A 21,263-nucleotide genomic window follows, 5' to 3' on the forward strand; every position below is an offset into this window, starting at 1 on the left:
CGTACTGGGTCGGAGGCAGGGAATGTGAGAGTTATCGGCAATTTACGCGGGAGACTTTAGGGTCATCCGCGCTGGACGAGCGGTGTCGCAACTGCGTGCGCCAACCTTCAACTCCGGCCCCTCTCCCGAGAGCGAGAGAGGGAGGGACTCGTCGACGAGCGCTTACGCCGACACCTTCTTCATGATCTGCACCAGCTTCTGCCCGTAGGCAGGATCGGTGGCATAACCCGCGCGTTGCAGGCCATGCGCTGCTTCGTCGGCAGAGCCTGCCGACACCACGGCCGCGTAACGCGGATTGGTGGTCAGCAGCCGTGCGTAGTCGGCACACGCCTCGTCATACGAGCCATAGGCGCGGAAGCGCGCGCGCACCTTCTGCGGCTGGCCATCGACATACTCGGTCGTGGTGACTTCAGCCACGCGGCCCTTCCAGTTCGCGCCGGCCTTGATGCCGAACACATTGAACGTGGTGCTGCCGTCGGGATGCGTAATTTCGCGGCGGCCCCAGCCCGATTCCAATGCCGCCTGACCGACGATCAGCCGCGCCGGCACGCCGCTGACGCGCGAAGCTGCTTCGGCGGGTGCGGACATGCGCGATACAAACGCGCTCACGTGCGCCGGTGCATCGTCGGGCAACGGCCCGAGATTGCTACCGCCCTGCCCTTGTCCCTGCCAGGCATAGTCCTGCTCGCGGTATTGCCGCAGGCCCGCCGTCGGGTTCCAGCTCGCGCCCGGCACCACGGTGCCGATGGCCGGTGCGTCGCCATCCTGAGCAGTCGCCGCGCCGGCGCCGCGGCCGTCCAGCAGCCGTGCCATCTCGGCATCGGCTGCCGCGGTGCCGGTGGCACCCGGCGCGGCGTTGGCACTGATCATGCCCGGTGGAACCTGCGCACCCGTGGCGCGCGCAAGCTGACGCACCATCACTTCGGCCAGGCCGATGCCGCGCGAAGACATCTGCTGTGCAAGCTGCTGGTCCAGCATCGACATGTAGAGCTTGCCTTGCTCGCTGTCGAACACACCGTCCTGCGGCGTGGCATCGCGCATGCTCTTGAGCACCATCTGCGTGAAGACGGCCTCAAACTGCTTCGCGGCGGCACGCAGCGTGCCTGTGTCAGCGCCGCTGCGCGCGCTTTGCTTGAGCGCCTCGAAGCCTTGCGTGTCGAGGGCAAAGCGCTGCGATACATCCGCCTGCGCGGAGAGAGCGCTGTCCATCAGATAATCTCCAGCTCGGCGCGCAGCGCCCCGGCCGCGCGCATCGCTTCCAGGATGGTCTGCAGGTCCGCCGGCGTTGCGCCCAGTGCATTCAGACCCTTGACCACGGCGGCCAGCGAAGCGCCGGCCTTCACTATCTGCAGCGAGCCACCCTGCTGCTTCATGTCGATCTGCGACACGGGGGCAACCACGGTCTGCCCGCCGCTGAATGGCGCGGGCTGGCTGATCACCGGCTGGGTGTTGATTACCACCGAAAGATTGCCGTGTGCCACTGCGCAGTCTTCCACAGTCACGGCCTGGTTCATGACGATGGAACCCGTGCGCGCGTTCAGGATCACCTTGGCCGCCGCCTTGGCCGGCGTCACGTCCAGGTTCTCGATGCGCGCCAGGAAACCCACGCGTGCCGACGGCGATTGCGGCGCACGTACCTGCACCACACGGCCATCGAGTGCCGCTGCCACGCCGCCGCCCATCGAGCGGTTGATGGCTTCCACCACGCGCTCGGCCGTGCCGAAATCCGTGTCCTTGAGTTCCAGGTTGAGGACCCCACCGTCAGGCTGAAAGGCCGCCACCGCACGCTCGACAATCGCGCCATTGGCAATACGGCCCACGGCCAGCTGGTTGACCTGCACCTTGCTGCCATTGGCCGATGCACCAGCGCCGCCCACCAGCATATTGCCCTGTGCAATCGCGTACACCTGTCCGTCAGCGCCCTTCAGAGGCGTCATCAGCAGGGTGCCGCCGCGCAGGCTCTTGGCATTGCCCATCGACGACACCACGATGTCCAGCTGGCTCCCCGGTTGCGCAAACGCCGGCAGCGTGGCGGTGACCATCACTGCCGCCACGTTCTTGAGCTGCATGTTCTTCCCGGCCGGCAGCGTGATGCCGAGCTGCGAGAGCATGTTGGTCAGGCTCTGCGTGGTGAACGGCGTCTGCATGGTCTGGTCGCCGGTATTGTCCAGGCCGACCACGAGGCCGTAGCCCACCAGCGGGTTGTCACGCACGCCCTGGAACGTCGCCAGGTTCTTCAGGCGCTCCGCGCGAGCGAAATTGGCGGCGAAGCCGAACGCCACCACCACCGCCAGCGCGGTGACGCTGGCCTTGAGCAGGCTCGACAGGAAACGGGCAAGCATCGGAGCGGACATGGGCGAATCAGAGCAATCAGAACGGTGAGACATTGAGGAAGAAGCGCTGCAGCCAACCCATGTTCTGCGCTTCGTCGATATAGCCCTTGGCCGTGTATTCGATGCGGGCATCGGCAACCTGGGTGGACAGCACCCCGTTGTCGCCGGTGATGGTGCGTGGGTTGACCACGCCCGAGAAACGGATGAATTCGGCGCCCTGGTTGATCGCGAGCTGTTTTTCGCCCGAGACCACGAGGTTGCCGTTGGCCAGCACTTCCAGCACCGTCACGGTGATGGTGCCGTTGAAGGTATTGGCCGCGCTGGCGCCGCCGCTTGCCTTCAGTGCATTTGCGCCATTGATGCTGGCGTTCGAGCTGCTGCTGAACAAACCGGCCAGTGCCTTGGGCACCGCGTCAAATGCCATGGAGGTGCTGCCGGTGCGGCTGGCATTGGTGCCCGAATTCTTGGTAGCGTTGACGTTTTCGGTAATGACGATCGTCAGGATGTCGCCGACGTTGCGCGGACGGCGATCCTCGAACAGCGGGTTGCCGGCGTATGAGGACGCGAAGATCGAACCCGTTGCCGGGCCCATCGGGCGCGGCTCGGCGCGCGCGGTGGTCGGCAGTTGCACGAGCGGCTCGCGCGGCATCAGGGCGCAGCCGCCGCTGGCCAGCAATGCCAGGCCGGCCAGGCAATACAGAACGCGCGCGCCTAGGCGGGAAAGCATGTTGGCCATATCCACTCCGTCAGCCCATTTGCGTCAGGCGCTGCAGCATCTGGTCGGATGTCTGCACTGCCTTGCTGTTGATTTCATAGGCGCGCTGGGTCTGAATCATGCTGACCAGCTCCTCCACGACGTTGACGTTCGACGCTTCCACGTAGTTCTGCTGCAGCACGCCCGCGCCGTTCAGGCCCGGCACGGTGGTGTTGGGCGCGCCGGAGGCATCGGTCTGCACGTACAGGTTCTCGCCCATGCTTTCCAGGCCGGCCGGGTTCATGAAGGTGGCGAGCTGCAGCTGGCCGACCTGCACGTTGTTGCTCGAGCCCGGCTGGGTCACCGACACCGTGCCGTCGCGGGCAACGGTCATGGAAGTCGTGTTGGCAGGAATCGTGATGGCCGGCTGGATCACGAAGCCGCTCGACGTCACGAGCTGGCCGTTCTGGTCGACCTGGAACGAACCGTCACGCGTATAAGCCGTGGTGCCGTCGGGCATCGCGACCTGGAAGAAGCCCTGGCCGATGATGGCCACGTCCTTCGAATTGCCGGTCTGCTGCGGATTGCCCTGCGTGTGGATGCGCTCGGTGGCGACCGGGCGCACGCCGGTGCCGAGCTGCAGGCCCGAAGGCAGGGTGGTCTGGTCCGACGACAGCGCGCCCGGCTGGCGGATGTTCTGGTACATCAGGTCCTCGAACACCGCGCGACCACGCTTGAAACCGTTGGTGGACACGTTGGCGAGGTTGTTCGAGATCACGTCCATCTGCGTCTGCTGCGCATCGAGGCCGGTCTTGGCAATCCAGAGAGAGCGGATCATGGTATTCCTTGGAATCCTGTGCAGGGCCGCATGGCCCCGCGCGTCATGCGTTCATGGGTGCGGCGGCGCCGCTTCAGTTGGTCGAGAGCAGCTGGTTCGCGCGCTGGTCGTTGGTGTCGGCGCCGGTAATCATCTTCATCTGCATCTCGAAGCGCCGGGCATTGGCGATCATGTCGACCATCGCTTCAGTCGGATTCACGTTGCTGCCTTCGATCGCGCCCGAAACCACGCGTACGGTCGGGTCGGCTTCCAGCGGCTGCGCACCGGGGCGCAGGCGGAACAGGCCGTCATCGCCACGCGCGATCGAATCGGCGGGCGGGTTCACCACGCGCAGCTTGCCCACCTGAGCCAGGCCCGCTGAGGCTTCGCCAGGACCACGCGCTGTGATGGTGCCGTCGCTGCCGATCGTCACCTGCGAGCCAGGCGGCACCGACAGCGGGCCACCGTCGCCCATGACAGGCAGACCCGAGCTGGTCTGCACCTGCCCGTCCTGCGCGATCTGCAACGAGCCGGCGCGCGTGTAGGCTTCGCTGCCATCGCGCGCCTGCACCACCAGCCAGCCGTTGCCTTGCAGGGCAACATCCAGCGGGCGGCCGGTATAGGTCAGCGGACCCGCGCGCATGTCGGCGCCCGGCGTCGACGCCAGCGTGAAGGCACGCGTGGGCGACTCCTGCCCCACCACCGGCACCGCGCGGTACATATTGACCTGCGCGCGGAAGGCCGGCGTCGAAACGTTCGCCAGATTGTTCGACACAGCGGCTTGCTGGTCGAGAATCTGCTTGGCGCCCGACAGGGCGGTGTAGATCATGCGGTCCATCGACTTGCCTCAGCTTGCTTGCTCTTCACGCTCTTCACGCCGCTCACCATGCTTACATGTTCATGAGCGAATTCATGACCTGGTTCTGCGTCTCGATGGTCTTGGCGTTGGCCTGGTAGTTGCGCTGCGCGACGATCAGGTTGACCAGTTCGCCCGACAGGTCGACGTTGGAGGCCTCCACTGCGCTCGACAGCAGCTGGCCGCGGGCGCCGCCCGGCGCGCCGACGATGGCCTCGCCGGACGCACCGGTCGCTGCCCAGGTGTTGCCACCTTCCGGCTTGAGGCCCTCGGGGTTTCCGAAGCTCGCCAGGACGACCTGGCCCAGCACCTGCGTCTGCTCGTTCGAGTAGCTGGCGCGCACGGTGCCATCGCCCTCGATTGCAAAGCCCAGCAGCGCGCCCGATGCATAGCCGTCCTGCGATGGGCTCATCACGTCGTTGTCCGACCCGAACTGCGTCGTGCCGGCAAGATCCAGCTTCATCGACAGGTCGGAAGCACCATTCGTCATGGTCTTGGTCAGCGTGATCGTGGCAGGGCTGGTGGACGTCAGCTTGCCGTTGCTGTCGAACGCGAGCGTGATCGGCGATCCGCCCATGACGTTGCCGGCGGCGTCCGTCACGTTCATCGTCCAGTCGGTGCCACCGGTAACAGTCGGGCCGCTGGAGGACTTGCCGAAGTACGCAACCAGCTGCTGCGAATTGCCGAGCGAGTCATACACCGTCATGCTGTTGCTGTAGCTGTACATGTCGGAAGTCGGCAACGCTGCGGGGGTCGGAGGCGTCGCGGTCGGGTCTGCGGCCGTGCTGGAGAATGCCGTGGCAGGCACGCTGCTGCGCGAATCGAGGTTGTAGCCAACCTTGATATTGCCCGTCGGCTTCGGCGGCATCTGCGCGCTCGAGACGACCAGCGGCTGCGGCAGTGCGCCGCCGCCGGAACCAGCTGGCGGGAAGCCGGTCAGCTGCAGGCCTTGGGCGTTGACGATGCGGCCGTCGTCGGTGCGGGCAAACTGGCCGTTGCGCGAGAAGTGCACCGAACCATCCGTCCCGACCAGCCGGAAGAAGCCACTGCCGTTCGTGATGGCCACATCCAGCGAGCGATTGGTCGCCTGGATATTGCCCTGCGTGAACGATTGCACCACCGAGTTGACCGTGGTACCCAGGCCGATCTTGGTGCCGGCGTACACGTCTGCGAACTGCGCAGTCGACGCCTTGTAGCCGACGGTGTTGGAGTTTGCGATGTTGTTGCCGATCACATCCAGATTCGCTGCGGCGGCATTAATGCCGCTTACGCCTTGACCGAAACCCATTTAGTTTCTCCTTGATACCTGTATTTCGTTTGTCGCCAGCGCGCTGCCGGCAGGAATCAGGGCCGCGGCCCCGCGTTCAGAATCAGAGAATGCGGCGCACGTCGTCCACGTTCGCCTGCTGCCCGTTGCCAACATCCACCAGCACGCCAGACGAATCGCCGCTGATGCTATTGACCTTGCCGTAGACCAGTGCCACCGGCTGCACCGAGGTGCCATTGGCCGTGGCGCTGACCTTGAAGCTGTAATCGCCGTCTGCAACCGCCACCCCGGCATCGTTCTTGCCGTCCCAGGCGATGTCGTGCACGCCGGCCGTCTGGCCCTTCATGTCGATGGTGCGCACTACGTTGCCGTGGGCATCGAGCACGTTGACGGTCACCGCATCGGCCGTCGACGGCAGGTCCACGCCGAACTGGCCGGCCACGCCGTCCTTCACCGAGAACTGCGAACCCGGCACCATCACCGTACGGCCGATCAGCGCAGCCGAATCCATGGCGCGGCTTGCGCTCGTCTGGTTCAGCAGCTGGGTCAGCGTGGAGTTCATGGTCTGCATGCTGCTGACCGTGGAAATCTGCGCGAGCTGCGAAGTCAGCTGCGCGTTGTCCATCGGGTTGAGCGGATCCTGGTTGTTCATCTGCGTCACGAGCATCTTCAGGAAGTTGCTCTGCAGATCGGCGGCGCTGGCGCTGCCGCTCTGGAGCGCCGCATTGACGTTCGTGGTGCTGCTGGCGCTGCTGCTGTTGTTGACCGAGGAGGTAGTAGTCATGTCGCGTTGGATGAGTCCGTTGTCGTTACTGGCCGATGGTCAGCGTCTTGAGCATCATGTTCTTGGCGCTGTTCAGCACCTCAACGTTGGCCTGGTACGAGCGCGAGGCCGAAATCATGTTGACCATCTCCTCCACCGGGTTGACGTTGGGCATGACCACATAGCCTTCCGCATTGGCCATCGGGTGCGTGGGGTTGTGGACCATACGCGGCGGCGACGGGTCTTCCATCACACCTTGCACCTGCACGCCACCGACGTCGCTCTGGCCGGGCGTAGGCGCCATGCCGAAGATGACCTGCTTGGCCCGGTAGGCCTGGCCGTCGGGGCTGACCACGCTGTCGGCGTTGGCCAGGTTGGACGCAGTTACGTTCATGCGCTGCGATTGCGCAGCCATGGCCGAGCCCGCGACGTCGAAGATGTTCATTGCTGGCATGTGTGTCTCCGGCGCTTACTGCTGGATCGCGGCCAGCATGGTCTTGATCTTCGAGCTCACCACGGTCAGGTTCGATTCGAAGTGGACCGAGTTGTCGGCGAAGGCCACACGTTCGGTGTCCATTTCGACCGTATTGCCGTCGACGCTCGACTGCAGGGGAATGCGGTAAGCGAGATCGGCGTCGTCGCGGGTCGGTGCTTGTGCCGGCAAGTGGCGCACGGAGGTCGTCGACAGCGACACGCCGTCGGGACGGCGGCCGCGCTCCATGGTCTGCGCCAGCGTGCTCGAGAAATCGAAATCGCGGGCCTTGTAGCCGGGCGTATCGGCATGCGCAATGTTCGAGGCAATCACCGACTGCCGCTGAGTCCGCAGGCTCAGCGCTTCCTGCTGGAAGCGCAATGCCGAGTCGAGTCTGTCAATCATGTATGCATCTCCGCTTGGAGCAACTTGGAGCGAACGACGAAGGGCGACCTTCTTCAGGGATCGCATCTTAGGTTCAGCCCTGTCACGCCAATCGGATGAATAAGAACGGGAAATCCATGCAATTCGGAGGGCTTGCCCGGCAACGGCTGCCTACAATGGGACCCGTTTCCTTGCGTGCGGCCGCACAAGCGGCTCAGTTGCCACCGTGGCCGCCGCGTCGTCCTTGCTGGGATGAAGACATGAAGAAGATCCATCGCGCCGTCATCAGGCCGGCGCTGGCCCTGCTGGCAGGAGGCGTCCTGTCAGCCGTGGCCGGCGAAGCCCTGGCGGCGCCTGCGCAGGTCACCCCGGTGGCCATGCAGGCGACCAATCCATTCCCGGAAGACCCGGTACGCGCGGCCGTGGAGCAGTTCCTGCTGCGCCAGACGGCCGGCCTGCCGGGCAAGGCCACCGTTCAGGTGCAGCCGCCGTCAGGTGGCCGCGCTCCGGAATGCGTGTCGCCCGATCCGTTCCTGCCTCCGGGCGCTTCGCCATGGGGCCGCATTTCGGTCGGCGTGCGCTGCGGCGGCGAGCGGCCGTGGATCCGCTATATGCAGGCACGCGTGTCCGTGCTGTCGGACTACTACGTGGCCGTGCGCGCGCTCGGCCCGGGCGAGCCGGTGACGCCGGCCGACCTTGAAGTGCGGCAGGGCGACCTGTCCACGCTGCCCAAGGCCGTGATTACCGACCCGTCTCAGGTCGTGGGCGCAGTCACGGCCAACCGCGTCGCAGCGGGCTCGCCCATGCGCACCGATCTGCTGAAGAAATCGATCGCCGTACGCTCCGGCCAGACCGTGACCGTCGCGGTGGAAGGCGACGCCTTCCAGATCACCAGCGAGGGCAAGGTGCTCGCCGATGCCGCCATCGGCAACTCGGTGCAGATCCGCCTGCGCAACGGGCAGGTAGTGAGCGGCCTAGTGCGCAGCGGCGACACCGTCGTGCTGCAATAACGTCCGACAAAAGTGTCTCATGGGACACTGGAATGCAGGATCGGCGACCATGCGACAATGCGTGCCAGTCCTGCCGTCGGGGCGAGATTTTCCTAAAGATTTCGCCAAGGCGTCCGTAATGACAGTGGAACCCAGCAAGGAACGCCCGTGAAGATCAACCATTCCACCTCGTCCAGGCCGGCCGACGCCCCGGCTGCGGACAGCACTGTCCGGCCGCAGGCGGGACAGAGTGCCCCCGTCGCCACCACGAGCGGCGTGAGCGTAAGCCCCCTGGCCTCGCAGGTCCGCGAAATCGGCAGCCGCCTGGCCAACGAAACCGACGACGACATCGACACCGCCAAGGTCGAAGAGATCCGCCAGGCCATCGCCGAAGGCCGGATCAAGATCGACCCGGGCAAGATTGCCGACGGCCTGCTCGCCACCTTGCGCGAACTGAGCCAGGGCGACATCCACTGAAACAGCCATGAGCCAGCCCCTGATCCAGAGCCTGCAGAAAGAAGCCGAAGCCGTCACGGCGTTTGGCCAACTGCTCACCGAAGAGCGCGACGCCCTCAAGGGCGGAGACTTCCAGTCCCTGAGCGGACTGCTCACGCGCAAGGTGGAACTGGGTCAGGCGCTCTCTCGCCAGGTAGCTGCGCGCGAAGCACAGATGGGCGCGCTGGGCCTGCGCCCGGGCCCGCAGGGCCAGTTGCTCGGCCGCAATATCGATCCCGCCGTGGGCGATGCCTGGCGCAAGCTGATCTTTGCCGCACGCGCCGCGCGCGACAACAACCAGCTCAACGGCGCCATCGTCGCTGCGCACCTGGACCACACGCGCGAAGCGATCAATGTGCTGCGCCAGCACAGCGGCGGCGACTCCGGGCTTTACGGCAAGAACGGCAAGGCATCGGCCGGTGCGGGCGGCGTCAGCCTGGCCAGCGGCTGAAGCCGCCTGCGTTCAATCGTCGCAATACTGTTCGAGCACGTTGAGACCGCGCTGCGGGTCCCGGACAAACGGATTGGAACGGTCCCACGCGTAGCCGGCCAGGATGGCCGAGATCATGCGGCGGATCTCCGGTGTGGCGTTGGGATGAAAGACCAGCTTCTGGAAACCTCCGGCGTACCACGCATCAACAAATGCGCGGAAGCAATCGACGCCGGACTTCAGTATCTGCGCATAGTCGGCTTCCCAATTCACCGATTCGCCCGCGAATTCACGCGCGATGCAATCGGCGGCCAGACTGGCTGACTTGAATGCGATCGTCACGCCTGAGGAAAAGACCGGATCCAGGAATTCGCCCGCGTTGCCAAGCAGCGCGTAGCCGTTACCCCAGAGCGACTTCACGTTAGCCGCATAGCCCGCAATATGTCGCGCGGGGGTATCCCACACGGCATGGGCCAGCAGGCCGGCAAGAGCGGGATCCTCGTTCACCAGCGCCTGCAGCCGTTCGGTGTCGTTACCGGCATAGCCATCAAGGAATGCCTTTTCGGCAACAACGCCCAGCGAACAACGTCCGTTCGAAAACGGAATTGTCCAGTACCAGACATCCACGTGCTGCGGATGAATGCCAATACGAATCTTGTTGCGATCGAAGGTACCCGGCATCACCCGGTCTTCGACATGCGTGAAGATGGCGCTGCGCACGGGAAACCCGGATGGCGACTCGAGCTGCAGCAGGCGCGGCAGGATCCGTCCGAACCCCGATGCATCCAGCAGGAAACGGCTGGTGACGCGATAGCTGTTGCCATCAGGGTCGAGCACGGTCACAACCGGTCGCGCACCTGACACGTCGACGCCCGTCACCAGATGCCGGAAGCGGACTTCGGCACCTTGCTTCTCCGCTTCGCGTATCAGCACATGATCGAAATCCGCGCGCTGGACCTGGTACGTCGTACCCCAGCCCGCCGAGAACTTATCGCGGAAGTCGAAATCGACATAGCGATCTCCACGCGCAAACGCGGCACCGTTCTTGTATTGGAAGCCAGCCTCTACCACTGCCCGCAGCATGCCGGCCGCTTCAATGTACTCCATGCTCTGCGGCAGCAGGCTTTCGCCGATTGAAAAGCGCGGAAACGTCTCCTTCTCGAGCACCAGCACACCAATACCACGACGACGCAGCAAACCCGCCGCAACAGAACCTGCTGGCCCCGCGCCGATGATCAGCACGTCTGCGAATTGATCTTCCATTCCAACCTCCAACACGCCTGGCGTATCGCCAACGCTTTCGCCCAAACCAGTGATAAAGCCGGCCCTCCCGGCAGGATATCGCGTCCTGCAGGATCCGGCGGAACCGCTACGGAAGGGATTGGCTACAGAAAACCGCGAAAACTGTCAGGGAACAGCATGGGCACATGCTACCGAAGGATTGGCAGCGTGGAAACCGGACATTCGGTGTGCGCGCCGGCGGAGATTGCGATGCCGGTTGTTGCTCGGCGGTTGCATCACATCGCCGGGCCGGTACGCCCGGCCGTGGTCAGAGGGATTGAGCGTCTTATCGGAACCCCACAACCACCTGATTGCTCTTGCCCTGCAGCACCGGCGCCACCGGGCCCTGCCCCGGCAGCCGAAACGCAAACACAAAACCCTGGGTTGCATCATCACCGTCGAAGGCGTCGGTCTTGCCTTCGGCCTGTGGCAGCAGCACGCAGCGCGTGTCGTTGCAGAGATAGGCCTGCAGATCCGTGGGCGGCGTCGCGGCAAAACTGTAGCGCCAGCGCACCGAGGTAATGACGCCTTCCGACTGCGGCAGGTTGCCGCTCGGCAGGATCGGGCGGGACACGGTACGCAGCCCGCGGCCATACAGCGCCGGGCCGTTGACCGATGCGCTCCAGCTGTGGTTCGTGCCGTCATCGGGCGCGGCCCACGTAATCGTCGCCATCGCAGCAAGCAGCGCCGCGATGGCATGCATGGCAACCTGACCTGAGCCGTGCCGCCCGCGCATCAGAGCAGCCCGCGCAGTTGGTTGCGCAGGCGCGTAATGGCTTGCCCGCGGATCTGGCACACGCGCGATTCGGTCACGTCGAGCACGGCGCCGATTTCGCGCAGGTTGAGTTCCTGGTCATAGCACAGTGAAAGCACCAGCTTTTCGCGCTCGGGCAGGCGCTCGATGGCGCGGATCAGGGCTGCGCGCATGCCGTTTTCCATCAGCTGCGTGAGCGGGTTGCCGTCTTCGCTGCCGCCAAGGTGGCGATCGAGGAAGTCCTCTTCCCCGGAGCGCTCGAAATCTTCATAGTGCAGCAGCTGGCAGCCATAGACCTCGTTGAGCAAGGTCTGGTATTCGTCCAGCGGCATTTCCAGTTCCTGCGCAACCTCCGAATCCAGCGGTGCACGGCCAAGCTTCTGCTCGAGGCCGCGCTGCGTGCGTTCGATACGGCGCGTGAACTGCCGCAGGCTGCGCGACTGCCAGTCGTTGGCGCGCACCTCGTCGAGCATGGCGCCGCGGATACGCTGGCTGGCGTAGGTTTCGAACCGCGCGCCATGGGTGTCCTCATAGCGCTTGGCCGCGTCGAGCAGGCCGATCATGCCGGCCTGGATCAGGTCGTCGATCTGCACGCTGGCCGGCAGCTTGGCCGCCAGTTGCAATGCGATGCGGCGCACGAGCTGCGCGTGGGTCTTGACCACATCGGCCTGTTCGAGCTTTCCCTGGATCGTGTACATGGTGGAATTCTCGTGAATGCTTGCTTGCAGAACCTGCCCGTTTTTGCGGGCCGGCGGCTCAGGGTCTTCGTCAATTTCGAATAGTCACGGCATCAGGCCGCCACGGCAGCGTGCGCAGCCGATGCAGCCGGCTCGGCACGCAATGGCCATGCGCCGATGCCGCTGGCAATGCGGCGCAATCCGGTCGTCGCGGGCGCTGCGGGGTAGGCTTCCACCACGCACCGTCCGAGCTCCACGCTGCGCGTGACCAGCGTGTCCGCCGGCAACCAGCCGGCACAGCCGATCTCGACGCCCAGGTACTGCCGTCCTGTGCGCGCCAGGTTCCCTGTGATCGCCTGAACGGTGGCCTCATTGGCCGCCATGTTGACCACCAGATGGAAATGCCGACAAGCGTACAGATGGTGCAGCCGCTTGATGCAGGCATATGCCGCGGTAATAGACGCCAGTTCCGGCCGCATCACCACGAGCACATTGTGTGCGGCCCCCGCCAACGGTGAGAGCGCACCGTCGCCGTCCGTGGCGGCATCGACCAGCACCGTGCGAAAACCCGACAGTGGATCCGCCGATGGCGCACCTTGCTGCGTTGCCTTGCCAGCCGGCAGCACCGCGACGGCACTGGCCGGACGCGCACCGAGTGCGGTCTCCAGCGTCATGCGGCCAGCCTGCACGTCGGCAAGCGTGCCGGCTGGCTCGGCCCCCGACAAGCGCACGGCATGGCCCGCGTTGTCCTCATCGGCAAGCAGCACGCGTTCGCCCTGCATCGCCAGCGCATGCGACAGGCCCAATGCGATCGTCGTCGCACCGGCACCGCGTTCGCTGGCCACCACCGCAATGCGGCGCGTGACACGCGGCGCCAGCATGCGTCGCAGGCTTTCGGCCTGGTCCATTGCGAGCGCGCTCACGACACGACTCCCGGCGCCATGAGTTGGGGAAGTCCCACCACCACATTCGATTGCGCTTGCACGTCCGGCTCCGCAGACGCGTCGGCCTCGACGGCGTCAACGACCGGGCGGCCCGGATAGTTTTCGAGTACATCGAGCAAAGCCAGCAGGCGCCCCATGCCTTCATTCAGCACTGATCCCGGCACCGATGCGCCGCCGGGCTGTCTCGCAGCCGTGCGGCCGGCAAGGCGGGCCAGGAAGGCCGGGGCAGTAGCCGTGGGCGCGTGTTCGAGGCGCAGCACCGTCAGACCGAGCTGAAGCGCGGCCACGCTGCCGCCAGCGGCGCTTTCGCCATCCTGAGCGAAATGATCGAGCGCATGGCGCAGCGTGCGGAACTGCGCATCCGCGTTGTCGGCCCACAGCGCCCAGCGTGCCGTGTGCGCGGCCCGGCCTGACAGCTGCGGGTCGCACAGCAGGTAGCGCGTATCGAACAGTTCGCCCGAAGCGTGGTCGACCATTCTTGCAATCACGAGTTTCGCGTCGATGCCGCCTTCCGGTGCACCGCGGCCACGCACGGGGCCTTCCGGCACACGGACATCCGCCGTGGCGAGCCACTGCGCGGCCTCGCGGCCACGCACGGTGAACTCGCCCATGGCGTGGAACGTCAGCGTTTCGGCCAGTGCATCAAGCTTCCACGCCGCGCCGCCGGTGATCACGCGCGCCGTCTTGCGTGTGGCAGCGACCCAGCGCTCGCCGGATTGCTGCCAGCGCGCCAGCGTGGCCCCGGCCGGTAGCGCATCCAGCATATGCACGACGGGCCGCGCCGCGCCAAGGGTGGCGCGCAGCGTGGCGACCTCGGCGTCGGCTTCGCCCATGGCCTGGCCAGCACGTCCGGCAGGCGTAACCGTGGCCGCCAGCGGCATGCCGGTGCGGTCGCCCAGCCACAGCGTATGCAGCATCGACTGCGGCGCACGGCGTCCCGGTACTGGCACCTGCAGCGTGGCCGTCAGCGACAGCACGAAGTGGTCGCATTCGCGGTTCACGTCGCGGCAAACCGCTTCGCGCACCTGCTGCGCCATCGGCCGCAGTGCGGGCGTATCAGCCGTGCGCTGCTGCCAGAGCTGGCGCGCCAGGTCGAAGCCATGCTGCGCGGCATTGAGTTCATTCACGCACTGGCCCAGCGCGTCCGCGCTGTCGGTCAGCGACCGCAGCACATCGTCGGCGCCGCCCTGGCGGCCCGGCGCTTCGTCGAGGGTGCCGGCCTGGCGCCGTGCAGCATCTGCATCGGCAAACACCGAACCACGGCGCGGCGTCAGGAACGCACGCTCGACCAGCGAGGCGCCTTGCGCAAGCTCGAGGTGTTCCGGCACACGCTGTCCGGTGGACACGTAGAACACCGGCAAGCGATGGCGAATCACGACATCGAGCACGGAGCCCAGATGCGTGGCTTCGTCGAGCTTGCTGATGATGCAGCCGTCGACGCCACCGCCTTCCGGCACGGCGTCATGGCGGTAGGCATGCACCACCTCGTTGAGTGTGTCGCCATGGCTGGCGCCATTGAGCAGCAGCACACGCTGCACCGGCGCCTGCACGCCGGCAAGCATGGCGATCTGCTCCGACAGGTTGCGGTCCCGCTGGCTCATGCCGACGGTGTCGATGATCACCAGATGCTTGTCCTTCATCGCCGCGAGCGCGAAGCGCAGATCGGCAGCATCTTTCACCGCATGCACGGGCACGCCGAGGATATCGCCATAGATGCGCAGCTGTTCATGCGCGCCGATACGGAAGCTGTCGGTGGTCAGCAGCGCCAGGCGCTCGGGACCGTGGCGCAGCACGTAGCGCGCGGCCAGCTTGGCCGTCGTGGTGGTCTTGCCCACGCCGGTCGGACCGATCAGCGCAAGCACGCCGCCCTGGTCGAACAGTGTGTCTTCGTTGTCGAGTACGGGCACCTTGCTGGCCAGCTCGCCGCGAATCCATGTCATGGCAGCGGGACGGTCGTAGCCAACCGGCAGCCGCGCCAGCAGCGTACGCGAAAGCTGTGCCGAGAAGCCGGCCCCGACCATCCAGGCGAACAGCGATTCGCGCAGCGGATCGCCATTGGAAACCGCGCCAGCGGCAGCGGCGGGGGCCAGCCCGGCCAATTGCCGTTCGAACATGGCACGCATGGACTGCAGTTCGCCGCGCAGATCGTCGATGGCAGCCGGCTCGGGCGCTGCCACGACCGGCTCGGGCGCTGCCACGACCGGCGCGGGCGCCACGTAGACCTGCGCGCCGGCCGATGCGGCGCTCAGGTCGGTGTCGCGCATGGCTACGATTTCCACGCCGCCATCGATGGTGCGGTTGGACAGCACCACGGCATCGGGTCCCATGGCTTCGCGCACCTTGCGCATGGCTTCACGGCCGTTGGCCGCCACGAATTTCGCTACGCTCATCTTGCGTTCCTCACGCACCGATCATTGCGGTAATGCGGATATTGCGGTTGTCCGGCACTTCGGCATGGGACAACACCCTCAGCTGCGGCATGGTGCGACGCAGGAAGCGCGCCATCAGCGGGCGCAGTTGCGACGGCACCAGCAGCACCGGATCCAGGCCCATCTGCTCCTGGCGGCTCACAGCGCCCTGCGTCTGCTGCAGCAGCGCGTCGGCGAGGCCCGGCTCGATGCCGCCGCCATTGGTCAGCGCCTGCGACAGCACGCGCTCCAGGCCCGCGTCGAGGCCGATCACCTGCAGGTCGGCGCCATTGGGGAACAGCTGCTGCGTAATCGCGCGGCCCAGCGCCTGGCGCACCAGTGCGGTCAGTTCGTTCGGATCGCTGATCTTCGGCGCATGCTCGGCGAGCACATCCAGGATGGTGCGCATGTCGCGGATCGGCACGCCTTCGTCCAGCAGGTTCTGCAGGATCTTCTGCAGCGCCGTCAGCGAGATGGTCTTGGGCACGAGGTCCTCGGTCAGCTTGGGCGCTTCCTTGGCGATGCGGTCGAGCAGCATCTGCACTTCCTGGCGGCCCAGCAGTTCGGCGGCGTGCATGTGGATCAGGTGGTTCAGGTGCGTGGCGACCACGGTGCTCGCATCCACCACGGTGTAGCCGAACGCCTGCGCCTGCTCCTTCATGCCGGCGTCGATCCACACGGCTTCCAGGCCGAACGCCGGGTCGCGCGTGGCCGTGCCCGGCAGCGTACCGCTGACCTGCCCGGGGTTGATTGCCATCCACTGTCCCGGCATGGCCTCGCCACGCCCGATCTCCACGCCCTTGAGCGTGATGCGGTAGGCGTTGGGCTTCAGTTCCAGGTTGTCGCGGATATGCACGACCGGCACCAGGAAGCCGATTTCCTGCGCCACCTTCTTGCGGATGCTCTTGATGCGGCCCAGCAGTTCGCCGTCTTGCGCGCGGTCCACCAGCGTGATCAGGCGGTAGCCCACTTCCATGCCGAGCGGGTCCACCAGCGTGACGTCGTCCCAGCTCGCTTCGGTCGATTCCGGCGCGGCGGCGGGTGCGCGCTCCTCGCGCTGCTTGGTCTGCTGCGCGGTGGCCTCGCGCTGCGCCAGGTAGCGGCCCAGCCAGATCAGGCTGCCGGCCAGCACCAGGAAGGCGAAATGCGGCATGCCGGGGATGATGCCCATCATGCCGATGATGCCGGCGGTCAGGTACAGCACGCGCGGATTGGCGAAAAGCTGGCCCGTGAGCTGCTCGCCCACGTCCTGCTCGTTCGACACGCGCGACACGATCACGCCGGCCGCGGTCGAAATCACCAGCGCAGGAATCTGCGCGACCAGGCCATCGCCAATGGTCAGCAGCGTGTAGTTGTGCACGGCGGTGCCGAAGTCCAGGTCGTGCTGGACCATGCCGACCACCATGCCGGCGGCGACGTTGATGAACATGATCAGCAGGCCGGCGACGGCATCGCCGCGCACGAACTTGCTGGCACCGTCCATGGCGCCGTAGAAGTCGGATTCCTGCGCGACTTCCGCGCGGCGCTTCTTGGCCTGATCTTCATTGATCAGGCCGGCGTTCAGGTCGGCGTCGATCGACATCTGCTTGCCGGGCATGGAGTCCAGCATGAAACGCGCGCCCACTTCGGCGATACGGCCCGCGCCCTTGGTAATCACCATGAAGTTGATCACCACCAGGATCGCGAACACCACGATACCGACGGCGAAGTTGCCACCGACCAGGAAGTGACCGAACGCCTCGATCACCTTGCCGGCCGCGTCCGGGCCGGTATGGCCTTCGAGCAGCACCACGCGCGTGGACGCCACGTTCAGCGACAGACGCAACAGCGTGGTGAACAGCAGCACGGCAGGAAACGCCGCGAAATCGAGCGGCTTCTGCGTGTACATGCTGACCAGCAGCACCATGATGGCCAGTGCGATATTGAACGTGAACAGCAGGTCCAGCACGAACGCCGGCAGCGGCAGGATCATCATGCCGAGGATCATGACGATCAGCATCGGCCCGGTCATTGCCTTGAGCTGGCCCGCATTGCGCAGGCCTGGCAGTTTCAACAGGGAGTTCAGAGCGTTCATGCGCGGCTTTCCGGAACGGCGAGTTCGTCCGGCACCAGGAGATCGCTGGGCGCCGACGGCTGCGGGCCTTGCGAGTAGTGCCAGTGTTTCAGTTGATAGACCCAGGCCAGGACTTCAGCCACGGCGGTGTAGAGGCCGGCCGGGATTTCCTGCCCCAGGTCCACATGGCGGTGCAGCGCGCGCGCCAGCGGCGGCGCGGACATCAGCGGAATACGGTGTTCGGCGGCGAGTTCGCGGATGCGCGCGGCCACCTCATCGGTACCCTTTGCGATCACGCGCGGCGCGCTCATGCGGCCTTCCTCGTAGCGCAGCGCCACGGCGAAGTGGGTCGGGTTGGTCACGACCACATCGGCCTTGGGCACTTCCTGCATCATCCGGCGCCGCGCCATGGCGCGCTGCTGCTGGCGGATGCGTCCCTTGATGTGCGGATCGCCTTCGCTTTCCTTGAATTCCTGCTTGACCTCTTCCTTGCTCATGCGCAGCTTCTTGAAGTGCTCCCAGAACTGCCAGGGCACATCGATGGCTGCAACCAGCAGCAATGAGAGCACCACGGGCACGCAGCAGCGCAGCACCATGTCGAGCATATGCAGCAAGGCTTCCTGGACCGGGGCGTTCATCAGCGCGATGGCATCGGGCAGCCGGTGCCACACGACCCAGGCGCCGACGCTGCCGACCAGCAGCGACTTGGCGATGGCCTTGACCAGCTCCGCCACGGAATGCACCGAGAACATCCGGCCCAGGCCGGACATTGGCGACATGCGGCCGAAGTTCGGCATGAGCGCCTTGGTCGAGAATGTCCAGCCGCCCATCAGCAGCGGCGCCGCTACAGCGGCCACGCCGAACAGCAGCAGCAGCGGCATGAACGCGAGCAGGCTTTCCCAGATCACGTTGGCAAAGCGCGACAGCATGCGCGACGTGTCGAAGGCGGTGGCCGGCTCGAAACGCAGTGATTGCCGCATGACTGTGTCCAGCGAGCGGCCGATCGTGCCACCGAGCGTCCAAAGGCCGATCACGCCGGTCATCAGCATGATGAACGTGGCGAGTTCGCGCGAGCGAACGACCTGCCCCTCCTCGCGCGCCTTTTCCAGGCGCCGGGGTGAGGCGGGTTCGGTCTTCTCGAGATCGCTTTCGTCGGACATCCACGCTCCGGTGACAGGACGGTCAGGCGGCACGCAAAGGCCGCCATGGGTCAGCGAGGATTATCGAAGCGCGCCCGGACAGGCATTAGGCGGAAAAGGCGGGGGATTTCGGTGCTGTTTGGAAAATGAGCACCGGCAGGGAGTTAACGGCACCTGACAGCACCGACTTTAGGGCGGGAATGGAGCGAGCGGCACCGGAAGGTCCGGCCGGCAAGACCGTTCCTCCCTCTTCCATGTGATGGAAGAGGGAGAAACCAGAAGATACCGCTCAGAAGCCGCTCAGAAGCCCAGGCTGGCCAGCAGGTCGTCGACCTGCGACTGGTCGGAAACGACGTCCGCCTTGCCTTCCGGGTTGATCTGCGGGCCGTTGAGCAGCGTTGCGGCTTGCGCTTCCGAGCGTCGCTCGCTAGGCACGTTCTCGATCAGGACCTGCAGCAGCTCATGCTCGAGCGTGCGGATCATGTCCATCATCTTCTTGATGACTTGGCCGGTCAGGTCCTGGAAGTCCTGCGCCATCATGATGTCCAGCAGATGGCTGCCGGTGGCGCGGGCCTGTTTCGGCACGTCGGTCAGGAATTCGCGCGTGTCGAGCACCAGGGCGCGGGCATCGCCGAGCTCCACCGGCGTTTCGAACCACGCGTCCCAGCGCTTGTCCAGGGCTTCGGCCTGCTGTTCAAGGCTGGCCTGGATCGGCTGCGCCAGTTCCACGGCATTGAGCGTACGCTCCGCCGCTTGTTCCGTCATGGCCGCAATGTAGTTCAGGCGGTCACGCGCATCCGGAATGGCCTGGGCGGCGCGCTCGATTTCCTTGTCCAGGCCGAGCTCGCGCATATTGTCGCGCAGCATCCGCGTCAGATTGCCGATGCGGAGGATCAGTTGCTCTGCGGAATCGTGGGGAAGAGTCGCAGTCATGGGACGCTCCTTGGCTTCAGCCGCCCAGTTTCTCGAAGATCTTGGTGATCTTCTCGTCCAGCGTGGCGGCGGTGAACGGCTTGACCACATAGCCGTTGGCGCCGGCCTGTGCGGCGGCAATGATGTTTTCCTTCTTGGCTTCGGCGGTCACCATCAGCACGGGGGTCTTGCCGATGGCGGCGTCGGCGCGGATCGCCTGCAGCATGCTCAGGCCGTCCATATTGGGCATGTTCCAGTCCGAGATCACGAACTGGAAGCTGCCGTCCTTGGCCTTCTCCAGGCCGGCGGCGCCGTCTTCGGCTTCTTCGACGTTGTTGAAGCCCAGTTCCTTGAGCAGGTTGCGGATGATCCGACGCATGGTCGGGAAGTCGTCGACCACTAGGATCTTGATGTTCTTGTCCACTTTGAAGGCTCCGGTAGATGCAGTTGTGGAATGTCGTTTGGTTTTCAGGCCAGCCCCGCCGGGGACAGGCCTCGACCTGTTATTTCAGACCCGTTGCGCGCGGGTCCCGTAAGTGGCCAGGCGCGCCATCACGCGCTGGGTCATCGAGTGCAGGGGCACTACTTCATGCACGCCGCCGGCGGCGATCGCCTCCTTCGGCATGCCAAACACGATGCAGGTACTTTCGTCCTGCGCCAGGTTATAGGCACCGGCCTCGCGCATGCGCAGCATGCCCTTGGCACCGTCCTTGCCCATGCCGGTCAGGATCACGCCGATCACGTTCTTGCCGCCATGCTCGGCGGCAGAATCGAACAGCACGTCCACCGACGGACGATGGCGGTTGACCGGCGCTTCTTGCGACAGGTGCGCCACGTAGTTGGCGCCGCTGCGCGCCAGGCGCAGGTGCGAATCGCCGGGCGCGATATAGGCATAGCCGGGCAGCACGCGTTCGCCGTGCTGCGCTTCCTTCACCGTGATGCGGCACAGCCCATCGAGCCGTTGCGCGAACGAGCGCGTAAAGCCGGCAGGCATATGCTGCACGATCAGCACGGCGGGGCTGTCCGGCGGCAGCGGCATCAGGAAGTCCTTGATCGCTTCCGTTCCGCCCGTCGACGCGCCCAGGATGATCAGCTTCTCGGTCGACAGCAGCGGGCTGCGCAGCATCGGCGTGGCCGGCGTGCCGGACGCGGCCTGCGGAGCCTGGCGTACGCGCGCACGCGACGCGGCGCGGATCTTGTCCGCGATGGTGTCGGTGTACTCCATCAGGCCGTCGCGGATGCCGAGCTTGGGCTTGGTGACGAAGTCGACGGCGCCCAGCTCCAGCGCGCGCATCGTGATTTCGGAACCGCGTTCGGTCAGCGACGACACCATCAGCACGGGCATCGGGCGCAGCCGCATCAGCCGCTCGAGGAAATCGAGCCCGTCCATGCGCGGCATTTCGACGTCGAGCGTCAGCACGTCGGGGTTCAGCTGCTTGATCATCTCGCGCGCGACGAGCGGATCGGGCGCAGTCCCAACCACTTCCATGTCGGGCTGGCTGTTGATGATCTCCGTCATCAGGCTGCGAATCAGCGCGGAATCATCCACGCACAACACCTTGATCTTCGCGGCAGTCATAGTCGTTCTGCTTTCG

The 21,263-nt window shown here is 65.5% G+C and carries 22 protein-coding genes; 3 read left to right on the forward strand and 19 right to left on the reverse strand.

Annotated elements, in window-relative coordinates; translation table 11 throughout:
- Positions 1-162: 162 nt before the first annotated feature.
- From flgJ to flgB, 9 genes are all read right to left on the reverse strand, one after another.
- Entirely contained in the window at positions 163-1,209 is a 1,047-nt protein-coding gene (gene flgJ / locus K2O51_RS05440; protein ID WP_011301741.1) for a flagellar assembly peptidoglycan hydrolase FlgJ, read from the reverse strand.
- Complete coding sequence (locus tag K2O51_RS05445; RefSeq protein WP_235679950.1) at positions 1,209-2,354, reverse strand: flagellar basal body P-ring protein FlgI; 1,146 nt, start codon at positions 2,352-2,354, stop codon at positions 1,209-1,211. The genes flgJ and K2O51_RS05445 overlap by 1 nt, the downstream gene beginning before the upstream one ends.
- A 16-nt stretch (positions 2,355-2,370) precedes the next feature.
- Positions 2,371-3,069, reverse strand: a complete 699-nt coding sequence (flgH, locus tag K2O51_RS05450) for a flagellar basal body L-ring protein FlgH (protein ID WP_011301739.1) — start codon at positions 3,067-3,069, stop codon at positions 2,371-2,373.
- A 10-nt stretch (positions 3,070-3,079) separates the two neighbouring features.
- Positions 3,080-3,865 carry a flagellar basal-body rod protein FlgG gene (gene flgG / locus K2O51_RS05455; protein WP_011301738.1) on the reverse strand — a complete coding sequence of 262 codons (786 nt, stop codon included), beginning with the start codon at positions 3,863-3,865 and terminating at the stop codon, positions 3,080-3,082.
- Positions 3,866-3,938: 73 nt separating this feature from the next.
- Positions 3,939-4,682: a flagellar basal-body rod protein FlgF gene (gene flgF, locus K2O51_RS05460; RefSeq protein ID WP_011301737.1), complete on the reverse strand. Its 744-nt coding sequence runs from the start codon at positions 4,680-4,682 to the stop codon at positions 3,939-3,941.
- A 52-nt stretch (positions 4,683-4,734) separates the two neighbouring features.
- On the reverse strand, positions 4,735-5,988 hold the full coding sequence (gene flgE, locus K2O51_RS05465) for a flagellar hook protein FlgE (RefSeq protein ID WP_011301736.1): 1,254 nt from the start codon (positions 5,986-5,988) through the stop codon (positions 4,735-4,737).
- Between the two features lie 82 nt (positions 5,989-6,070).
- A complete protein-coding gene (gene flgD / locus K2O51_RS05470) occupies positions 6,071-6,751 on the reverse strand; it encodes a flagellar hook assembly protein FlgD (protein ID WP_011301735.1) in 681 nt (226 codons plus the stop codon).
- A gap of 25 nt (positions 6,752-6,776) precedes the next feature.
- Positions 6,777-7,184, reverse strand: a complete 408-nt coding sequence (flgC, locus tag K2O51_RS05475) for a flagellar basal body rod protein FlgC (RefSeq protein WP_140950529.1) — start codon at positions 7,182-7,184, stop codon at positions 6,777-6,779.
- A 15-nt stretch (positions 7,185-7,199) separates the two neighbouring features.
- Positions 7,200-7,607: a flagellar basal body rod protein FlgB gene (gene flgB / locus K2O51_RS05480; protein WP_011301733.1), complete on the reverse strand. Its 408-nt coding sequence runs from the start codon at positions 7,605-7,607 to the stop codon at positions 7,200-7,202.
- Positions 7,608-7,846: 239 nt separating this feature from the next.
- On the opposite strand from flgB, the gene flgA reads away from it, so the two are divergent.
- The 3 genes from flgA (at position 7,847) to K2O51_RS05495 (ending at position 9,521) form a co-directional block, all read left to right on the forward strand.
- Positions 7,847-8,596: a flagellar basal body P-ring formation chaperone FlgA gene (gene flgA / locus K2O51_RS05485; RefSeq protein ID WP_011301732.1), complete on the forward strand. Its 750-nt coding sequence runs from the start codon at positions 7,847-7,849 to the stop codon at positions 8,594-8,596.
- Between the two features lie 147 nt (positions 8,597-8,743).
- Positions 8,744-9,052, forward strand: coding sequence for a flagellar biosynthesis anti-sigma factor FlgM (gene flgM / locus K2O51_RS05490; RefSeq protein ID WP_011301731.1), 309 nt, complete (start codon positions 8,744-8,746; stop codon positions 9,050-9,052).
- Between the two features lie 7 nt (positions 9,053-9,059).
- Entirely contained in the window at positions 9,060-9,521 is a 462-nt protein-coding gene (locus tag K2O51_RS05495) for a flagella synthesis protein FlgN (RefSeq protein ID WP_011301730.1), read from the forward strand.
- Positions 9,522-9,533: 12 nt separating this feature from the next.
- On the opposite strand, the gene K2O51_RS05500 is transcribed toward K2O51_RS05495, so the two are convergent.
- From K2O51_RS05500 to K2O51_RS05545, 10 genes are all read right to left on the reverse strand, one after another.
- A complete protein-coding gene (locus tag K2O51_RS05500) occupies positions 9,534-10,763 on the reverse strand; it encodes an NAD(P)/FAD-dependent oxidoreductase (protein ID WP_011301729.1) in 1,230 nt (409 codons plus the stop codon).
- Between the two features lie 304 nt (positions 10,764-11,067).
- On the reverse strand, positions 11,068-11,484 hold the full coding sequence (locus K2O51_RS05505) for a flagellar protein FlhE (protein ID WP_011301728.1): 417 nt from the start codon (positions 11,482-11,484) through the stop codon (positions 11,068-11,070).
- 32 nt (positions 11,485-11,516) lie between these two features.
- Positions 11,517-12,233 carry an RNA polymerase sigma factor FliA gene (locus tag K2O51_RS05510; RefSeq protein WP_011301727.1) on the reverse strand — a complete coding sequence of 239 codons (717 nt, stop codon included), beginning with the start codon at positions 12,231-12,233 and terminating at the stop codon, positions 11,517-11,519.
- A gap of 92 nt (positions 12,234-12,325) precedes the next feature.
- Positions 12,326-13,120, reverse strand: a complete 795-nt coding sequence (locus K2O51_RS05515) for a MinD/ParA family ATP-binding protein (protein WP_011301726.1) — start codon at positions 13,118-13,120, stop codon at positions 12,326-12,328.
- 11 nt (positions 13,121-13,131) lie between these two features.
- Positions 13,132-15,546: a flagellar biosynthesis GTPase FlhF gene (gene flhF / locus K2O51_RS05520; protein ID WP_011301725.1), complete on the reverse strand. Its 2,415-nt coding sequence runs from the start codon at positions 15,544-15,546 to the stop codon at positions 13,132-13,134.
- A gap of 10 nt (positions 15,547-15,556) precedes the next feature.
- The gene (gene flhA / locus K2O51_RS05525) at positions 15,557-17,638 is read right to left on the reverse strand and encodes a flagellar biosynthesis protein FlhA (RefSeq protein WP_011301724.1); all 2,082 of its coding nucleotides are present in this window, start codon (positions 17,636-17,638) and stop codon (positions 15,557-15,559) included.
- Positions 17,635-18,777, reverse strand: coding sequence for a flagellar biosynthesis protein FlhB (flhB, locus tag K2O51_RS05530; RefSeq protein WP_011301723.1), 1,143 nt, complete (start codon positions 18,775-18,777; stop codon positions 17,635-17,637). The genes flhA and flhB overlap by 4 nt, the downstream gene beginning before the upstream one ends.
- A gap of 279 nt (positions 18,778-19,056) precedes the next feature.
- On the reverse strand, positions 19,057-19,689 hold the full coding sequence (cheZ, locus tag K2O51_RS05535) for a protein phosphatase CheZ (protein WP_011301722.1): 633 nt from the start codon (positions 19,687-19,689) through the stop codon (positions 19,057-19,059).
- A gap of 16 nt (positions 19,690-19,705) precedes the next feature.
- Positions 19,706-20,092 (reverse strand): chemotaxis response regulator CheY, encoded by a 387-nt coding sequence (gene cheY, locus K2O51_RS05540; RefSeq protein ID WP_011301721.1) that lies wholly within the window; start codon positions 20,090-20,092, stop codon positions 19,706-19,708.
- An 84-nt stretch (positions 20,093-20,176) separates the two neighbouring features.
- Positions 20,177-21,247, reverse strand: coding sequence for a protein-glutamate methylesterase/protein-glutamine glutaminase (locus tag K2O51_RS05545; RefSeq protein ID WP_140950527.1), 1,071 nt, complete (start codon positions 21,245-21,247; stop codon positions 20,177-20,179).
- Positions 21,248-21,263: the final 16 nt, after the last annotated feature.

It is taken from the genome of Cupriavidus pinatubonensis, assembly GCF_019602855.1.
GTDB lineage: Bacteria > Pseudomonadota > Gammaproteobacteria > Burkholderiales > Burkholderiaceae > Cupriavidus > Cupriavidus pinatubonensis.

Excerpts from the sequence above, each read along its gene's own strand:
- flgJ (WP_011301741.1), bottom strand. The coding sequence starts at position 1,209 with ATGGACAGCGCTCTCTCCGCGCAGGCGGATGTATCGCAGCGCTTTGCC.
- K2O51_RS05445 (WP_235679950.1), bottom strand. The coding sequence starts at position 2,354 with ATGTCCGCTCCGATGCTTGCCCGTTTCCTGTCGAGCCTGCTCAAGGCC.
- flgH (WP_011301739.1), bottom strand. The coding sequence starts at position 3,069 with ATGGCCAACATGCTTTCCCGCCTAGGCGCGCGCGTTCTGTATTGCCTG.
- flgG (WP_011301738.1), bottom strand. The coding sequence starts at position 3,865 with ATGATCCGCTCTCTCTGGATTGCCAAGACCGGCCTCGATGCGCAGCAG.
- flgF (WP_011301737.1), bottom strand. The coding sequence starts at position 4,682 with ATGGACCGCATGATCTACACCGCCCTGTCGGGCGCCAAGCAGATTCTC.
- flgE (WP_011301736.1), bottom strand. The coding sequence starts at position 5,988 with ATGGGTTTCGGTCAAGGCGTAAGCGGCATTAATGCCGCCGCAGCGAAT.
- flgD (WP_011301735.1), bottom strand. The coding sequence starts at position 6,751 with ATGACTACTACCTCCTCGGTCAACAACAGCAGCAGCGCCAGCAGCACC.
- flgC (WP_140950529.1), bottom strand. The coding sequence starts at position 7,184 with ATGCCAGCAATGAACATCTTCGACGTCGCGGGCTCGGCCATGGCTGCG.
- flgB (WP_011301733.1), bottom strand. The coding sequence starts at position 7,607 with ATGATTGACAGACTCGACTCGGCATTGCGCTTCCAGCAGGAAGCGCTG.
- flgA (WP_011301732.1), top strand. The coding sequence starts at position 7,847 with ATGAAGAAGATCCATCGCGCCGTCATCAGGCCGGCGCTGGCCCTGCTG.
- K2O51_RS05495 (WP_011301730.1), top strand. The coding sequence starts at position 9,060 with ATGAGCCAGCCCCTGATCCAGAGCCTGCAGAAAGAAGCCGAAGCCGTC.
- K2O51_RS05500 (WP_011301729.1), bottom strand. The coding sequence starts at position 10,763 with ATGGAAGATCAATTCGCAGACGTGCTGATCATCGGCGCGGGGCCAGCA.
- K2O51_RS05505 (WP_011301728.1), bottom strand. The coding sequence starts at position 11,484 with ATGCATGCCATCGCGGCGCTGCTTGCTGCGATGGCGACGATTACGTGG.
- K2O51_RS05510 (WP_011301727.1), bottom strand. The coding sequence starts at position 12,233 with ATGTACACGATCCAGGGAAAGCTCGAACAGGCCGATGTGGTCAAGACC.
- K2O51_RS05515 (WP_011301726.1), bottom strand. The coding sequence starts at position 13,120 with ATGGACCAGGCCGAAAGCCTGCGACGCATGCTGGCGCCGCGTGTCACG.
- flhF (WP_011301725.1), bottom strand. The coding sequence starts at position 15,546 with ATGAGCGTAGCGAAATTCGTGGCGGCCAACGGCCGTGAAGCCATGCGC.
- flhA (WP_011301724.1), bottom strand. The coding sequence starts at position 17,638 with ATGAACGCTCTGAACTCCCTGTTGAAACTGCCAGGCCTGCGCAATGCG.
- flhB (WP_011301723.1), bottom strand. The coding sequence starts at position 18,777 with ATGTCCGACGAAAGCGATCTCGAGAAGACCGAACCCGCCTCACCCCGG.
- cheZ (WP_011301722.1), bottom strand. The coding sequence starts at position 19,689 with ATGACTGCGACTCTTCCCCACGATTCCGCAGAGCAACTGATCCTCCGC.
- K2O51_RS05545 (WP_140950527.1), bottom strand. The coding sequence starts at position 21,247 with ATGACTGCCGCGAAGATCAAGGTGTTGTGCGTGGATGATTCCGCGCTG.